Source organism: Rhodococcus sp. WAY2 (assembly GCF_009859915.1).
Lineage (GTDB): Bacteria > Actinomycetota > Actinomycetes > Mycobacteriales > Mycobacteriaceae > Rhodococcus_F > Rhodococcus_F oxybenzonivorans.
Window position 1 is genome coordinate 1483300 of the sequence record NZ_CP046572.1, and the last position, 15933, is coordinate 1499232.

The 15933-nt window shown below is 66.1% G+C and carries 16 protein-coding genes; 4 read left to right on the forward strand and 12 right to left on the reverse strand.

Features of this window, described 5'->3' with window-relative positions:
* Positions 1-91: 91 nt before the first annotated feature.
* Complete coding sequence (locus GFS60_RS06960; protein WP_159919913.1) at positions 92-859, reverse strand: hypothetical protein; 768 nt, start codon at positions 857-859, stop codon at positions 92-94.
* Positions 860-1068: 209 nt separating this feature from the next.
* Here GFS60_RS06960 and GFS60_RS06965 point away from each other — a divergent pair, with 209 nt between their 5' ends.
* Complete coding sequence (locus GFS60_RS06965) at positions 1069-3303, forward strand: NADP-dependent isocitrate dehydrogenase (protein ID WP_159919915.1); 2235 nt, start codon at positions 1069-1071, stop codon at positions 3301-3303.
* A 34-nt stretch (positions 3304-3337) separates the two neighbouring features.
* Here the strand turns inward: GFS60_RS06965 and GFS60_RS06970 are convergent, their stop codons facing one another.
* From GFS60_RS06970 to GFS60_RS06990, 5 genes are all read right to left on the reverse strand, one after another.
* Positions 3338-3970, reverse strand: a complete 633-nt coding sequence (locus GFS60_RS06970; RefSeq protein WP_159919917.1) for a hypothetical protein — start codon at positions 3968-3970, stop codon at positions 3338-3340.
* Between the two features lie 65 nt (positions 3971-4035).
* Positions 4036-5229: an ABC transporter permease gene (locus GFS60_RS06975; RefSeq protein ID WP_159919919.1), complete on the reverse strand. Its 1194-nt coding sequence runs from the start codon at positions 5227-5229 to the stop codon at positions 4036-4038.
* Positions 5226-6122, reverse strand: a complete 897-nt coding sequence (locus GFS60_RS06980; RefSeq protein ID WP_159919921.1) for an ABC transporter ATP-binding protein — start codon at positions 6120-6122, stop codon at positions 5226-5228. The genes GFS60_RS06975 and GFS60_RS06980 overlap by 4 nt, the downstream gene beginning before the upstream one ends.
* A 32-nt stretch (positions 6123-6154) precedes the next feature.
* Positions 6155-6694: a hypothetical protein gene (locus tag GFS60_RS06985; protein ID WP_159926951.1), complete on the reverse strand. Its 540-nt coding sequence runs from the start codon at positions 6692-6694 to the stop codon at positions 6155-6157.
* Between the two features lie 22 nt (positions 6695-6716).
* Positions 6717-7022: a helix-turn-helix transcriptional regulator gene (locus tag GFS60_RS06990; protein WP_109327481.1), complete on the reverse strand. Its 306-nt coding sequence runs from the start codon at positions 7020-7022 to the stop codon at positions 6717-6719.
* A gap of 146 nt (positions 7023-7168) precedes the next feature.
* Here GFS60_RS06990 and fdxA point away from each other — a divergent pair, with 146 nt between their 5' ends.
* Positions 7169-7495: a ferredoxin gene (gene fdxA / locus GFS60_RS06995; RefSeq protein WP_005244047.1), complete on the forward strand. Its 327-nt coding sequence runs from the start codon at positions 7169-7171 to the stop codon at positions 7493-7495.
* A 1-nt stretch (position 7496) separates the two neighbouring features.
* Here the strand turns inward: fdxA and GFS60_RS07000 are convergent, their stop codons facing one another.
* Entirely contained in the window at positions 7497-9134 is a 1638-nt protein-coding gene (locus GFS60_RS07000; protein WP_159919923.1) for an ABC-F family ATP-binding cassette domain-containing protein, read from the reverse strand.
* Positions 9135-9195: 61 nt separating this feature from the next.
* The gene (locus tag GFS60_RS07005) at positions 9196-9789 is read right to left on the reverse strand and encodes a class I SAM-dependent methyltransferase (protein WP_159919925.1); all 594 of its coding nucleotides are present in this window, start codon (positions 9787-9789) and stop codon (positions 9196-9198) included.
* Between the two features lie 138 nt (positions 9790-9927).
* Between GFS60_RS07005 and GFS60_RS07010 the strand changes: the two genes are divergently transcribed.
* Complete coding sequence (locus GFS60_RS07010; RefSeq protein ID WP_159919927.1) at positions 9928-10782, forward strand: aldo/keto reductase; 855 nt, start codon at positions 9928-9930, stop codon at positions 10780-10782.
* Here the strand turns inward: GFS60_RS07010 and GFS60_RS07015 are convergent.
* The 3 genes from GFS60_RS07015 to GFS60_RS07025 form a co-directional block, all read right to left on the reverse strand.
* A complete protein-coding gene (locus GFS60_RS07015; protein ID WP_159919929.1) occupies positions 10779-11222 on the reverse strand; it encodes a cupin domain-containing protein in 444 nt (147 codons plus the stop codon). The genes GFS60_RS07010 and GFS60_RS07015 overlap by 4 nt on opposite strands.
* A 32-nt stretch (positions 11223-11254) precedes the next feature.
* Complete coding sequence (locus tag GFS60_RS07020; protein ID WP_159919931.1) at positions 11255-11968, reverse strand: hypothetical protein; 714 nt, start codon at positions 11966-11968, stop codon at positions 11255-11257.
* Between the two features lie 116 nt (positions 11969-12084).
* A complete protein-coding gene (locus GFS60_RS07025) occupies positions 12085-13581 on the reverse strand; it encodes a phospholipase D-like domain-containing protein (RefSeq protein ID WP_159919933.1) in 1497 nt (498 codons plus the stop codon).
* 91 nt (positions 13582-13672) lie between these two features.
* Between GFS60_RS07025 and GFS60_RS07030 the strand changes: the two genes are divergently transcribed.
* The gene (locus tag GFS60_RS07030) at positions 13673-14815 is read left to right on the forward strand and encodes a lipase family protein (RefSeq protein WP_236603393.1); all 1143 of its coding nucleotides are present in this window, start codon (positions 13673-13675) and stop codon (positions 14813-14815) included.
* Here the strand turns inward: GFS60_RS07030 and GFS60_RS07035 are convergent.
* Entirely contained in the window at positions 14787-15878 is a 1092-nt protein-coding gene (locus GFS60_RS07035) for an NAD(P)-binding domain-containing protein (protein ID WP_159919935.1), read from the reverse strand. The genes GFS60_RS07030 and GFS60_RS07035 overlap by 29 nt on opposite strands.
* Positions 15879-15933 lie beyond the last annotated feature (55 nt).

Here is a 15933-nt window from a genome sequence, read left to right on the forward strand (position 1 = left end):
ACCGCACGTGAGCAGCGCCGATCGACATATCGAACGCTACACGGCACGAACAGCCCCTATCGGGGGATCCCGCTCACGACACGGCACGGCCTCAGCCCCTCTCGTAGTCGCGTAGGTACTCCGCCAGCGGAGCGTGCCGTTGTATCCGCGACACGGCGATCCGGCGCGTCACCACCCACATCAACGCGGAGATGACGACGGCGAGGACGACGCACGGCGCGAAAGTGGCGGTGTCGATCCGGGTAGGCGCATCCGCGGGTCGCACGAAGCGCCACAGCGCGACTGGGGCGACGGCAACCGCCACCGACAACGCCGGGAACACGCCGTAGGGAAGCACCAGCAGGATCAACCACCGGACGACGACGGTGCGCCACCGGGCGCGTTGCTCCCACCGCCACCGCAGGGACCGCTGATGATAGGGGAAGAACACCCCCACCAGACTCGACCCGGCCAGCGGACCGAACGGACACAACGCCACAGCGACGACCACCACGGCAGTGAACATCCAGTCCCGCTCCACGAAACCGACGACGATCGCGATGGTCGCGCACAGCGGCGCGATCAGCATCCACAACGCCACCGCCTTGGCGCCGAGAATCCTGCGCAGCGCGGCCCGGTCGTCGAGCGAAGCGAGAACTTTCTCCCGGTCCGGTGCCAGCACGTTGGTCGCGGTGACATCGGCGTACATCCAGCCGGCCAAGGCCAGGGCGAAACCCGACGGTCCGGTCCACTCGAACAACCAGTTCCGCGGCAGCAGGAACCAGGCCCCGATCATCAGGACGGCGTTGAACGCGACGGTCGCAAGGGTGTCCGCGGGGTTGCGCCAGATTCTGATCCACTCCGCGTGAAGAGCGGCCACGACGTTCAGGGTAGAGCGCACGCCATCGGACGTAGGTCTGTTTCCGGTGCGTCGAGCGGTGGACGAAACCAACCGCAGTGAAGCGGAGTTCGGAGTACCGGGTACCGGCGCTCGAATATGGTTCTATTGATCTCGCACGTAGCCTGGTTTTCGTCGCGATGCCACGAGCACCTTTCGAAAACGGACCGAACTGACGCGGGAGAACAAGCATGAGCGCCGATAAACAGTCGACCATCATCTACACGCTGACCGACGAGGCGCCGTTGCTTGCGACCTACGCCTTCCTGCCGATCGTGCGGACCTTTGCCGAGGCCGCGGGCATCGAGGTCGAGTCCAGCGACATCTCGGTTCCGGCGCGCATCCTGGCCGAGTTTCCCGAGTGTCTGACCGAAGAGCAGCGTGTCCCGGACAACCTCGCCGAGCTGGGTCGTCTGACACAACTGCCCGAGACCAACATCATCAAGCTGCCCAACATCAGCGCGTCTGTGCCGCAGCTCCTGGCCGCCATCAAGGAGCTCCAGGGCAAGGGCTACCAGATTCCGGACTTCCCGGACCCCCCGAAAACCGACGAGGAACGTGAGATCCGGCAGCGCTACGGCAAGATCCTCGGCAGCGCGGTCAACCCTGTCCTGCGTGAGGGCAACTCCGATCGCCGCGCACCCAAGGCGGTGAAGGAGTACGTCCGCAAGCACCCGCACAGCATGGGTGAGTGGTCGATGGCCTCGCGGAGCCACGTGGCGCACATGCGGCACGGCGACTTTTATCACGGCGAGAAGTCGATGACGCTCGACCGGCCGCGCACGGTCAAGATGGAGCTGGTGACCAAGGGCGGCGAGACGATCGTTCTCAAGCCCGGGGTGGAACTGGGTGAGGGCGACATCATGGACAGCATGTTCATGAGCAAGAAGGCCTTGCTCGATTTCTACGAGGAGCAGATGGAGGATGCGCGCAAGACGGGCGTGATGTTCTCCCTCCACGTCAAGGCGACGATGATGAAGGTCTCGCACCCCATCGTCTTCGGTCATGCGGTGAAGACGTTCTACAAGGACGCCTTCGCCAAGCATCAGAAGCTGTTCGACGAACTGGGCGTCAACGTCAACAACGGCCTCGCCGACCTCTACGACAAGATCGAGAAGCTGCCCAGCACGCAGCGGGAGGAAATCAGTCGGGATCTGCACGATTGTCATGAGCACCGTCCCGAGTTGGCCATGGTCGACTCCGCCCGCGGCATCTCGAACTTCCATTCGCCCAGCGACGTGATCGTGGACGCCTCGATGCCCGCGATGATCCGCTCGGGCGGCAAGATGTACGGTGCCGACGGACGGCCCAAGGACGTCAAGGCAGTGATGCCGGAGTCCACGTTCGCGCGCATCTACCAGGAGATCATCAACTTCTGTAAGACCAACGGCGCGTTCGACCCGACGACGATGGGTACCGTCCCCAACGTCGGGCTCATGGCGCAGAAGGCCGAGGAGTACGGCTCGCACGACAAGACCTTCGAGATTCCGGAGGAGGGCGACGCCAATTTCGTCGATGTCGACACCGGTGAGGTGCTGCTCACCCAGCACGTCGAGGCGGGCGACATCTGGCGCATGTGCACCGTCAAGGACGCGCCTATCCGCGACTGGGTCAAGCTTGCGGTCACCCGGGCACGCAACTCCGGCATGCCGGTCCTGTTCTGGCTCGACCCGTACCGTCCGCACGAGAACGAGCTGATCAAGAAGGTCGAGCTGTACCTGCAGGATCATGACACCGAGGGCCTCGACATCCACATCATGTCGCAGGTGCGCTCGATGCGGTACACGCTGGAGCGGCTCATCCGCGGGATGGACACCATCGCCGCGACCGGCAACATCCTGCGCGACTATCTCACCGACCTCTTCCCGATCCTGGAACTCGGCACGAGCGCCAAGATGCTGTCGATCGTGCCGCTGATGGCCGGCGGCGGCTTGTACGAGACGGGCGCCGGCGGGTCGGCGCCCAAGCACGTCAAGCAGTTGGTGGAGGAGAACCACCTGCGCTGGGATTCGCTCGGGGAGTTCCTTGCCTTGGCCGTCAGCCTGGAGGACCTCGGGATCAAGACCGGCAACGATCGGGCCAAGATCCTGGCCACGACGCTCGACGCAGCCACCGGCCGGCTCCTGGACACGAACAAGAGCCCGTCGCGCAAGACGGGCGAGCTCGACAACCGGGGCAGCCAGTTCTACCTCGCGATGTATTGGGCGCAGGAACTCGCCGCGCAGACCGAGGACGAGGAACTGGCACAGCACTTCGCCCCGCTTGCGGAGGGGCTGGCCGAAAACGAGGACACCATCGTGCGGGAACTCATCGAGGTTCAGGGCGAAGCGGTCGACATCGGCGGCTACTACAAGCCGGACAGCGACAAGACGGTCGCCGTGATGCGGCCGAGCAAGACCCTGAACACCACGCTGGCGGGCGCCTAACGCTGAGCCCGAACGGCCCGGGCGATCTTTCGGTTCAGGTCCGCTCTGCCACCGGTGGTGTGACCGCCAGGTCGTCGAGCAGCCCCAAGAATGCCCGGGCTCGGGGGAGGTCAGCGGTGACCGCCGCGACAGTGGTCCAGTCGACTTGTTCGCGTAGTGCGCGGGCGACCGGCAGCATCGGCACGAAGTTCCACCGATGAGCATCGAGCTGACGAAGTTCGTCGATCATCAGATCGGTTGCGCTGAGGACCGGTGCCCAGATCTGCCCGATTCGCATCGTCTCGGCCCGTTCGAGGAGTCCGTGTCCGGTCCCGGTGGTGCGGGACGGATACAGCAGGGTGATCCGGTGATCGCCGTCGACCAGCAGGCGTGACCCGAGCCGGGGGGAAACGAGTGGCCGCATCCCGCCCGTCGCCAGCGCAGCCCTTGCCCCGGCCAGGTGAGTGTCCGAGGCGATGATGGTCACCGGGTGCTCGGCCGGCGGTCCGCCGCGGGCGTACACCGCGCAGTCCCCGCCCACCGCGAATGGCACTTCGGCGGCCGAGAGCAGGGACACCACCCGCCCCAGCGTTCCTATCAGTTGGGCTTCGCGGTTCGCGACCTTCCGAACGGTGGGGTGTTCCTTCGCCCGCGGCACACGATGGCGCGACAGGTGTTCTGTGGTCATGACCCTGGATACCCGGCGCTCCGGACCTCAACCGTGCGACGGGTGTTCCCGGGAGATGCGCGACACTAGCGTCCCAGTGCCTCTTTCCACGACACGACCTTGCCGATACGCAGGATCGAGCGCTGGTAGATCTTGGCGGCCAGCACACTCAGCGCGGCAGTCACGGCGAGCATCAGTGCCACGGTTGCCACGACCTGCGTGGGTGATGCCACGCCGGCCGCGATCCGCAACGGCATCAGGATCGCGGAGAACGGCGGGATCCAGCTGAGTACGTTGCTCACTGTGCCGTCGGGGTCGCTCACCGAGGAGAACGCGCTGAAGAACATGATGACGATCAAGACCATCAGCGGTGACGCCGTGGCGTTGACGTCTTCCTGCCGGGACACCATCGACCCTGCAGCGGCGTAGAGCACGGCGAAGAACGCGAAACCGAGGACGAACCAGCCGAGTGTGCCCACCAGGACCCCCAGTGCGGTACCGGTCACGGTGAGGGTGCCGGTGGCGAGGCCTGCGCCCACGCCGGCCACCCCGTACGCGGCCAGTTGCAGGAGACCGACGACGCCGATACCGATGACCTTGCCCCACAACAACTGCAGTGGCCGCAGGGTCGACAGCAACAGTTCCACGACGCGGCTCGACTTCTCCTCGACGACGCCCATCGCGACGTACATCCCGAACATCATGATCTGCATGTAGAGCAGCACCACCACGGCAACCGACAATGCCACCCGCTGACCCTTCTCCGGGTCGGGCGGGTCCAGGGCGTCGACCGTCACCACCGCCTTGCCGGCTTCCTCTGCCAGTTGAGCGGGATCGACACCCTGCGCCGTCAGTGCTTCGGCCTGTGCTCGTTGCATCACGGCGCCGTCGATCACGGCACGTAGGCCGGAGCCGATCTCCGATTCGGTGACCGCAGTGGCAGAGCCGTCGGCGCCCGGGATGAGGACCACGTCAAGATCACCGTTCTCGACGCGTTCGCGGCCGGCCTGTTCGCTGTCGATCGCCGTCACCTCCACGGGGGTGCCTACGGCGTCCCCGGTCGCGACGAGAACCGGTGCGAGGGCCTGGTCGCCGACGACGCCGATCTTCGCCCGATCGTCGCCGCCGCCCGAAAAGAGCGAGTAGGCGACGATACCGCCGATGATCGCGAGGAGAATGATCACGTTGCTGATGACGAAGCTCTTCTTGCCGACCTGTGTCAGAAACTCGCGGCGGGCTACCAAGCCGATGGCGCGGACAGGACTCAGTGGGGCGCTCATGCCGTCACGACCTCTCGGAACATTTCGGTGAGGGACGGCCTATGCAACGAGAATTCGTGCACCGGGCCGGTTTTCAACGCTGTGTGGAGTATCAGCTGATCGTCCACGTGTGGTTCGAGCGACAGCAGGGTCCGGCCGTCGACGTGGCTGATCGTGGTCACGCCATCGAGGTGGTGCGCCCACCCGACGGGAGCTTCCGGTGCATGCACGTCGAGTTGGACGTTGCCGGCGCCGCGTAATTCCTCGACAGTCCCGACCGCACGCATCTTCCCGGACGCGATGATGCCCACCCGGTTACACAGGCGCTGCACCAGTTCGAGCTGATGGCTCGAAAAGATCACCGGGACACCGGTTCGCGCCTTCTCCAGCAACACCTCGCTCATGACGTCCACGGCGACGGGATCGAGCCCGGAGAACGGTTCGTCGAGCACCAGGACCGCCGGATCGTGGACCAGCGCTGCCGCGAGCTGGACTCGTTGCTGATTACCCAGCGAGAGTGCATCCACGGTGTCACCGGTGCGGTCCGAGATGCCGAGGCGTTCGGTCCACCGGCCTACCGACTCGCGGGCAGCCGCGCGCGTGAGACCGTGCAGCTCCGCGAGATACGCGAGTTGCGCACCCACTTTCATCTTCGGGTACAGCCCGCGCTCCTCGGGCATGTAACCGATGGTCCGTCGCACCTCGAGGTCCACGGGCTTGTTCCCGAGCCGCACCTCACCCGAGTCGGCGGACAGAACGCCGAGGGCGATACGCATCGTGGTGGTCTTTCCGGCGCCGTTGCTGCCGACGAATCCGAAGATCTCGCCGGGCCGCACGTCGAACGAGAGGTCGTCGAGTGCGACGACGTCGCCGTACCGTTTGGAGATGCCGTCGATCGTGAGGGTGTGAGACATGGGTCCTTCCCATTTCGGAGGGCGAGAAGTTGTCATGGCGTCAGGTCTTCCGGTTCCGCATCGGGTTGTGTCCAGCCCAGAATCATGGCGGGGGTGCATCCGCCGACCATCAGCGCGGTGACCACGAAAAGACCGGCTGCGTACGGCACGTTGCTGTGATCGCCGTCCTGCGCGCCGACGAAGATCAGGTACAACCCGGGAACGAGCGTCAGCAGCTGGGTCACCGTGAGTCCGATCGACCGGGCGCTGTTCCGCTGCTGGATCTCCCACTCGTCGAGTGCATCACGGGGTGCGTCACCCTGCCGTCCGGAGACTATCTGCAACGTCGTCCACAGTGGGAAGAAGAAGAGGCAGGCGGGAAGCCACAGTAGTGGTCCCACGACCATGTCGAAGTGGCACACGATCCCCACGGCGACCATGAACACGAATGTGAGCGCAAGGAGCACGACGAGTAGCCGCCGGCGGCGCTGTGTCCGCCACCCCGGCAGCCACGTCCGATAACGGGCTTCGTTCTGCAAAAATCTTCGGGTACGGAAACCCTGGTACCGCTCCAACAGAGTCGTGTCAGGCAGAGTCGTATCAGGCAGAGTCGTGTCAGGCATCGGAACTCCTCTCGCTTCCTGTTTCGCGCGCCGGACGGGTGTTGCGGTAGAGCTCGGTGGACAGTGGACCGAATTCGGTCCGGGAGAAGATCGCCTCCACGGGTAGCTCGAACACCCACGCGATGCGGAAGGCGAGGTCCAGGCTGGGGTAGTGGTCGCCCCGTTCCAGCGCGCCGACGGTTTGCGGATTGACGTCGATGAGGCCCGCCAGCTGTGCCCGGCTCATCCCTCGCTCGGCGCGAAGCACCCCGATGCGGTTGTAGATGGGAAGAGACTCCCCCCGGCGAACTGGACTCACACAAATAAGTGTTGTGAAAACCCAACGATTTGTCAATTGGGGGCAACGATTGGCGCGCCGAAGTCGACTTCGGTTGACCACGGGCAATTGAGTGGCAGAGTGGAGGCGATTCGCGCCGGACGGCAGGAAAGGCCAGGATTACTGACGTGACGTATACCATCGCCGAGCCCTGTGTCGACGTTCTGGACAAGGCATGCATCGAAGAGTGCCCGGTCGACTGCATCTACGAGGGTGGTCGGATGCTCTACATCCACCCCGACGAATGCGTCGACTGCGGAGCCTGTGAGCCCGTGTGCCCCGTCGAAGCCATCTTCTACGAGGACGATGTCCCCGATCAGTGGGTGGAATACACGAAGGCGAACGCCGACTTCTTCGACGACCTGGGGTCGCCGGGAGGTGCGGCGAAGCTGGGCAAGGTCGACTACGACCCGCCGTTCGTCAAAGCCCTGCCTCCCATGGCCGAGGGCGACTGACCTACTCCTCGAACAGCCGGCCCGCATCCATCCGCCACCGGCGGGTGCTGCGGGTCGTCTCCAGCATCCGGCGGTCGTGGGTGACGAGCAGCAGGGTGCCGTCGAAATTTTCCATCGCCTGCTCGAGTTGCTCGATCGCCGGAAGGTCGAGATGGTTTGTCGGCTCGTCGAGCACCAGGAGATTGACTCCGCGGGCCTGCAACAACGCGAGTGCCGCCCGGGTGCGCTCGCCGGGGGACAGCGACGACGCGGGACGCAATACGTGGTGGCCCTTCAATCCGAATTTCGCGAGCAGTGTTCGCACGTCGGCGTCTGCCCAGTCCGGCACCTGGGCGGCGAACGCGTCGGACACCTTTTCCGCGCCTTCGAACAGGCCGCGCGCCTGGTCGATCTCGCCGATCGCCACACCCGAGCCGAGCGACGCGCTACCCGCATCCGGAACGAGCTTGCCCAGCAGTACCTTCAGCAGCGTCGTCTTGCCGGAACCGTTGGCGCCGGTGATGAGGATGCGATCACCCCAGTCGACCTGGGTGGTCACGGGCCCGAACGCGAAGTCGCCGACGCCCTGGGTGATCGTGGCACCATTCGCCGTAGCGACCACGGACCCGCTGCGCGGGGCAGCAGCGATCTCCATGCGCAGTTCCCACTCCTTGCGGGGTTCCTCGACCACGTCGAGTCGCTCGATTCGGCGCTGGGTCTGACGGGCCTTCGCGGCCTGCTTCTCGGTCGACTCGGTACGCAGGCCCTTTCCGATCTTGTCGTTGTCCTTCGCTTTCCGCCGCGCGTTGCGGACGCCGTGCTCCATCCAGTTGCGCTGCATCAGCGCGCGGTCTTCCAGCTCCGAACGGGTGCCCGCGTACTCGTCGTAGGCCTCGCGGGCATGCCGTCTGGCGATCTCGCGCTCCGCGAGATACGACTCGTAGCCGCCGTCGTACACGGCGATCTGCTGCTGAACCAGGTCGAGCTCGACGATGCCGGTCACCGTGCGTGCAAGGAATTCGCGATCGTGGCTTACCACCACCATCGCTGCCCTGCTGTCCGCGACGAAACGCTCGAGCTGTTCGAGCCCGAGGAGATCGAGGTCGTTGGTCGGCTCGTCCAGGAGAAGGACGTCGTAGCGGGACAGCAGCAGCGACGCCAGCCCTGCCCGCGCGGCCTGCCCACCCGACAGGGCCGTCATCGGGGCGGTCAGCGGCACCCCGAGCCCCAGCTCGGCGACCACCTTCTCGGCACGTTCGGCGAGATCGGCTCCGCCCAGCGCCAGCCACCGTTCGAGAGCGGGGGAGTAGAGATCCTCCTCCGACTCGCCCAGGGTTTCGGCTGCGGCGTTCATCGCGTCCTCGGCCACGGTGACGCCGGTGCGCCGTCCCAGGAAATCGAGAACTGTCTCACCTGGCACACGCTCGGGCTCCTGAGCGAGGTAGCCGACCGCGGCGTCGGGTGGGCTGAGGATGATGCTGCCCTCGACGTCGGCCGATCCGACGCCGGCCAGAGCGGTGAGGAGGGTGGATTTGCCTGCGCCGTTGGCGCCGACCAGGCCGGTGACGTCGCCGGGGGCGACAGTCAGGTCGAGGCCGGAGAACAGTGTCCGCTCACCCCGCGAAGCCGACAGTCCGCTGATGCGCAGTGTTGCAGTCACCTGGGCATTATCCCCTGTGCGCACTTGTGCACCGCGGGCGGTGGACAAGTGCGCACAGGGGTCAGCGCTTGACGAGGCGGAACCAGCGGGGGTCGGCCTTCTTCAGCGGCCCGGGCATGCCCGTGGTGTCGGCGTCCACGTCGGAAGTCAGCTTCCACGCCTCGAAGGTGCGCTCGACGTTGGAACGGGAGGCACCGCGGGGGAGGGGTCCGCGGTGACCCGGGCCGAATGCGAACATCAGGAGAGTGGCTCCCGGTTCGGTGACGGTGGTGACGTTTTCTGCGTACGCGATGCGGTGGGCGTCGCTCATGCCGTGGTAGCACCCGACGTCGAGGACGAGGTGGTAGCCGCGGCCGACGGTGTGCTCGAGATCGGTGGCGTCCGCACGGAGAAATCGCGCGTCGACGCCCGCCTTCCGCGCCTTGGAGCGTGCCTTGTCCAGCGCGAGCTGGACGGTGTCGATTCCGGTCACGTCCCAGCCTCGCCTGGCCATTTCGATGGCATGGTCGCCCGTCCCGCAGCCGACGTCGAGGACTTTGCCCGGTGGGGTGTCGCACGGGTCGAGCAGACCTTCGATCTGATCGCCGAAGATTCGGCCCGCTTTTACCCAGGGTGTGATCTTGAACCGATAGGCCAGTTCGTACCCGAGGCCCATGCTCGCCCCTTCCGATGGGTGCGTCCCCACCTGAACACACCACTGCCGACCGATTACCCGCTCCCCACCGGACGACACGCGACGTCCACATCCTGAGACTGAGGAACATCCTCGTCGGGTGTTCGGTTGGATTCACCTATGGGTTTCAACACTGCACAGAGTCCTGTACCTGTACCTACGGTCACGCTGAGCGACGGGAACAGCATTCCTGCGCTGGGCTTCGGTGTCTGGCAGGTACCCGACGACGAGAGCTACGGCGCGGTCACCGAGGCGCTGAAGGCGGGGTACCGCAGCATCGACACGGCGCGCATCTACGAGAACGAGGCCGGGGTGGGCCGTGCGCTGGCCGACTCGGGCATCGCTCGGGACGAATTGTTCGTCACGACCAAGCTGTGGAACGACGATCAGGGCTACGACTCCACGCTCCGCGCTTTCGACGCGAGCCTCGGCCGGCTGGGCCTCGAGTATGTGGACCTCTACCTCATCCACTGGCCGGTGCCGTCGGCGGATCGATACGTCGAGACCTTCAAGGCTTTCCAGAAGATCAAGGCCGAAGGGCGCGCCCGTTCGATCGGCGTTTCCAACTTCACGCCGGCCACCCTCGAGCGCCTGATCGCCGAGACCGGTGAGGTGCCGGTTCTCAACCAGGTGGAACTTCATCCTCGATTCAACCAAGCCGAGTTGCGGGCTTTCCACACCGGGAAGGGAATCGCGACCGAAGCGTGGAGCCCCCTCGGACAGGGCACCATCCTCGAGGACGAGTCGATCACCGCAATCGCGGCGGCACACGGTAAGTCGACAGCGCAGGTGATTCTCCGCTGGCATATTCAGATCGGGAACGTGGTGATCCCGAAGTCGGTGACCCCTGAGCGCATCGCCGCCAACATCGACGTTTTCGACTTCGAATTGTCCCCCGACGAGATCAACACGATCGGCTCCCTCAGCCGCCCGGACGGCCGTCTCGGCGGCGACCCGGACACGTTCGCCGGCTAGACCAGCCGAAAATCCTCGAAGTCGAAACCCGGGGCGACGACGCAACTGACGAGAGTCGGTTCGTCGCCCGCCGGAGTGGCGCGCTGCCAGTGTCGGGGCGGGACCAGTAGCTGTGGCTGCTGGCCCGCCGCGACGTCGGGTCCGAGAATGTGCGCTGCCGGGGCGTCGGGTTCGCCGCCGTCACCACCGAGGTCGAGGCGCAGTGGGCTGCCCCGGTGGTAGAACCAGATTTCGGCACTGCGCACCGTGTGCCACGCCGACTGCTGATCGGGCAGCAGGAGGAACAGGATCGCGGTGCCTGCCGACCGCGGTCCCGGATAGTCGGCGGGCAGACTTTCGGCGGGGACGGTGATGTCGCTGCGCCACGTCTCGCGATACCACCCGCCCTCCGGATGAGGAGTGAGATCGAGGGTGCGCGCCCAGTCCGGAAGATCTGTCATGAACCCATTGTGTTCTGCCGATGGCGCACCCGTCACTCGGTCGGCCGATGGCGTTCCGGCTCATACGGCTCGAAAAACGACTCGCCGACCACGAACATGCCGCGCTGTGGCAACCAGAAGTCTCCCAGTCTCGCTTGATGATCGAGCGGTCCAGGCGGACCGATGTCGACGCCGTCGACCATGGCCCGGCTGTCGTCGACGGTCCACAGCATCCGTGGATTGGCGCGGAACCATTGGCCGTTCGACACCGTCCCGGTGAGGCCGACCTTTCCGGCGCGCAGCACTGGTCCCGCCACCTTCGACATCGCGGACAGCACCTTGTCGCTCCGCCACCAGGCCGCAGGCATGAGGCGTCCGATCCCGGTCATCGCCGCGGTGGCAACCGAGCGACCGAGCTCGAGTTCCCACACGATCTTGTGCCGTATCTCCACGGTGAAAGCGCGCGGACCGGTCCACTGGACTGAAATGTCATCCACCCGTGCATCTTCGAGTTCCGAGCCGAAGTAGCGCGCGCAACTCGAGCTGGGTGGGACGCTGCTGTAGATCACCCAGTTCCCGGCCGGGTCGCGATGCCACACCGAGTCGTACCCTTCCCCGACCGAGCTCGCCGGGAAATGCCGGAACGCGAGGTAGTGCCCGCTGGCGAACGGCAGGCCCATCACCCCGTACCCCGCGAAACGCTCCTCGTTCAGACCGGCGGGAAGCGGCGTGTCGCGTTGGGCGATCGATCGCGGGCTGTCCGTCATCACGGCCTCCTCGGCTGAGCCCTGTCCGTTCATCATACTTTCCGGGAGCTCGAATTCCGGTACTCAGCAACCACATCAGGCGACGCGTCACTCGCTTGCGGGGCGCAGCCTGTAGCTCACGCGTGTTGCGATCCGGCCGCTTTCCTGCGTCGGACCAGTCTGCGCCGGAACCGGGTCCAGTTGGTCCTCTCCCAGATGCTCGGCGGTGTCCGTTCCGGGTCCATCAATTCACTCTCGGCCAGCGGGCTGTCCTCGCCCTCGACGGTGTCCGGTTCGAACGGCATCAGCGTCCGGCCGTCGCCGCGCAGCGCCTCGACGGTGGCCAACAACGAACCCTTCTCGGTGAGGAGGTCGTCGAAGGTGTCCGACGCGACGTCGAGGTGCTCGCACAACAGCTGACGCCGTATTCCGACGATGGTGTCGCGGAGTCGGTCGCCGTCCGCGGTGTCTGCCGTCACCTCGACCGCCAGGTCGCACTCCGAGTCGAAACCCATCGACCGGTTGTTGAGATTCGACGAGCCGACCCGCAGAAGACGGTCGTCCATCACCAGAATTTTGGCGTGTACGTAAATAGGGTTTCCGCCTGCGGTGACCGGGTAGTACACGCCGAGCTTGCTGCCGGCGTCGGCGTCCCACAACAGGTGCAGCAGTCGTCGGCGGGCCCCGTCCATGGCCAGCCGCTCGAGCCACCCGTCGGCGTTGCGGGGCAGCACCAGGATGATCTCCGGGCCGTCCGGTTCACGCAGTCGCGTGGCGATCGCCTCCGCGATGGTGCGGGACGCCAGGTACTGACTCTCGATGTACAGCGATCGTGCCGCGCCCGCGATCGCCGCCAGATAGAGAGCCTCGATCTCGCGAACCTCCCCCCGATCGGCGAGTTCGGGCAGAGTACGGGCGATGCCGACGTCGACGGAATGCATCGTCGGCTCCAGCCCGTCCGGCCAGGGTGTCGTGTGCGCGGTGTCGTCGAGCGCCGGAAGTTCCTTGCCGGTGGCGGTCTTCCATCGGGCGCGGGCCTGTTCGCTGACAGCTTTGGCGGCGTCACCGTCCACCGCGGTGGTCGCGTCGTGCCACGGCCCGTAGCGGTTGCCGTTCGGCTGGGTGCGGTAGTGGTTGTCGTCCCGGTGATCGGAGGTGTCCCAGCGGTCGACGGTCATGTCGATACCGCCGCAGAACGCGAGCGTGTCGTCGATCACGACAATCTTCTGGTGATGAGCGGACCCGACCGGGTGAGCTCCGTCGATCTCGAAATGCAACCGGCGATCCGTCACCCAGTTCACCATGAACACCGGGGTCATACCGCGCCCGATCGCCGCGAAGGCCCCGATGTTCCACTTCAGCAGATAAATCTCCAGATCGGGACGCTTCCGGGTCAGCCAGACGAGGAATCGTCCCAGCCGATTCGGGCCCTCGAGCGTCTTCTCGTCCGGCTCGAACTTGATCCGGGTGTCGAAGTCCCAGCCGATCAGGATGATGCGGTGCCGGGCCTGGAGCATTGCAGATTTGGCGTGGCGGAAGTAGTCGGCGGCGTCGACGATGCACGCCAGCCGATCGGCGTGCGTGACCTGCCAGCACGTCTCGCCCGGTGCGAGTATCGGGCTCTCGTAACTCATGTTTCCGCTCTCCCCGTCCGGTGGGACCGCCCTACCCCCGAAGGCGGACGATTCACACTACTGCCATCCCTGCGCGGACTACCGTGGAGAGGTGCGGCGTTGGTGGCGCATCGTGGCGTTACTCGCACTGGTCAGCGTGCTAGGGGCACCCACTGTCGGTGCGGTGCCGGTGCGCCCCGATGACCGTCCCGGAACGGTCATCGCATCCTCCGAACTCCCGGCGGAGCTCCGACTCCCGGGTGCAGGCGCCGCGTACCGGATGACCTACCGCACCACCGACCGGCACGGCGTCACGCCCTGTACCGGAATGCTGTTCGTGCCGGCAGGCCCACCGCCCGACGGGGGCTGGCCGGTGATCGCCTGGGCGCACGGCACGGTGGGGAACTCCGATTACGACGCTCCGTCGGTGACCGGCGTCGACACGGAGTCGCGAGACTATGTCAGCAGCTGGCTGCAGAGGGGCTACGCCGTCGCGGCGACGGACTACGTGGGGCTGGGCACTCCGGGGGTACCGCCCTACCTCGACGGCAAGGTCGCCGGACGCAGTGTCGTCGATTCGGTCCGCGCTTCGAGGGAGGTCGACGACACCCTGTCCTCGTCCTGGGTCACGGTCGGACTGTCACAGGGTGGGCAGGCCTCCGTGTTCGCCGCCCACGCTGCCACCACCTACGCGCCGGAGCTCGACTACCGCGGCGCCGTCGCGGGCGGTGTGCCCTCGAACATCGAGCTGGTGGCGCCGTGGAGTGGTCCCTGGTTTCCGCCGCAGGGGCTCGCAGGCCTGACGGTGTACATGTCCTATCTGATCGCCGGGTTTCGCGACGCGTATCCGGAACTCGACCTCGACAGTTACCTCACCGAGGCGGGGAGGCGATTGGTCGATGCGGCGCCGGAGTTGCCGTTCCGCGAGTTCGCGAGGCTGACGCGCAACGTCTCGGTGGCGCAGATGCTGTCGCGCGGGCTGGACGCGCCCGACCTGCAGTCGGCGCTGCGCGAGTATCTGGAAGTACCCGTCACCGACTACGACCGCCCGCTACTGATCGTTCAAGGTGTCACGGACCCGTCGGTGCCGTTCCCCCTGACGGACAAACTGGCCGCCGACATGCGCCGAGCGGGAACCCCGCTCGACTACCGCATGTACTCGGGCGGCCACTTCGGCAGCATGTACCAGTCCGCGCCGGAGCAGGCCGTGTTCGTGGCGGCACTGTTCAGGGAGTCGACTCGAGGTACCGGGTGAGTTCGCGTGCGGCGGCTTGTCCCGCACGGTTGGCGCCGATGGTCGACGACGACGGCCCGTAACCGACCAGATGGATCCGCGGATCGGCACCTACTTGGGTGGCCAGCCGCCCCGTCATCTCGATGCCGCCGCCCGGACCGCGGAGTCGCAGCGGCGCCAGATGGTCGAGCGAACTGCGAAAGCCCGTGCACCACAGGATCACATCGACGTTCTGCTCACGCCCGTCGGCCCATCGGACACCGGTCGCCGTGATCTCGCTGAACATGGGCAACCGGTCCAGCACCCCGCGCTCGCGGGCGGCGCGAATAGCGGGAGTGACAGGGAGGCCGGTCACCGACACCACCGAACCGGGCGGGAGACCACGCCGGACCCGATCCTCGACGAGGGCGACCGCGGCTCGGCCGATCTCGGGAGTGAAAGGCTCGTCCCGGAACTCGGGCGGACGCCGGGTAACCCACGTGGTGGTGGTGACCCGGGAGATCTCGTCGAGCAGTTGCACCGCCGAGATCCCGCCGCCGACCACCAGCACGTGGCGTCCCGCGAACTGATCCGCCGACGAATAATCCTTGGTGTGGAGCTGCTGTCCGGCGAACAACTCCGCGCCCGGATATCGGGGGATGAACGGGCGCTCCCAGGTGCCGGTGGCATTGATCAGCCCGCGAGCGGTGAAGGTGCCCGCGTCGGTCTCGATCCGCAGCCGCTGCTCGCGGGCACACACCACGCGCGTGTGCACGGGCCGGTGCACGGGAAGTTCGAACTGCTTCTCGTACGTCGCGAAATACTGAGGGACGGCGGTCGACGCCTGCACCTGGGCCGCCGCCACGTCATCGACATCGACGCCGACCGCATCGGCGAAGGACAGGCCGGGAAGGTCGTGCACCCCGTTGACGGTGCTCAGGGTCAGTGACGGCCAGCGGAACTGCCAGGCGCCCCCGGGCCCGGCCGCATGGTCGAGAACCACGAACTCCGTCTCCGGCTCCACCCCCAACCTGCGCAGGAAGTAGGCGGCGGACAACCCCGCCTGACCGGCCCCGATCACCACCACGTTCACATTCCGACTCATGTTCGTCCTTACCTCCCCTTAGACAACTATCCGACCGGCTCCCGTGTTCCGGCCG

Coding starts and splice junctions, on each gene's coding strand:
- GFS60_RS06975 (WP_159919919.1), bottom strand. CDS start 5,229: ATGAGCGCCCCACTGAGTCCTGTCCGCGCCATCGGCTTGGTAGCCCGC.
- GFS60_RS06970 (WP_159919917.1), bottom strand. CDS start 3,970: ATGACCACAGAACACCTGTCGCGCCATCGTGTGCCGCGGGCGAAGGAA.
- GFS60_RS07005 (WP_159919925.1), bottom strand. CDS start 9,789: ATGGGCCTCGGGTACGAACTGGCCTATCGGTTCAAGATCACACCCTGG.
- GFS60_RS07010 (WP_159919927.1), top strand. CDS start 9,928: ATGGGTTTCAACACTGCACAGAGTCCTGTACCTGTACCTACGGTCACG.
- GFS60_RS07015 (WP_159919929.1), bottom strand. CDS start 11,222: ATGACAGATCTTCCGGACTGGGCGCGCACCCTCGATCTCACTCCTCAT.
- GFS60_RS07020 (WP_159919931.1), bottom strand. CDS start 11,968: ATGACGGACAGCCCGCGATCGATCGCCCAACGCGACACGCCGCTTCCC.
- GFS60_RS07035 (WP_159919935.1), bottom strand. CDS start 15,878: ATGAGTCGGAATGTGAACGTGGTGGTGATCGGGGCCGGTCAGGCGGGG.
- GFS60_RS07025 (WP_159919933.1), bottom strand. CDS start 13,581: ATGAGTTACGAGAGCCCGATACTCGCACCGGGCGAGACGTGCTGGCAG.
- GFS60_RS06980 (WP_159919921.1), bottom strand. CDS start 6,122: ATGTCTCACACCCTCACGATCGACGGCATCTCCAAACGGTACGGCGAC.
- GFS60_RS06965 (WP_159919915.1), top strand. CDS start 1,069: ATGAGCGCCGATAAACAGTCGACCATCATCTACACGCTGACCGACGAG.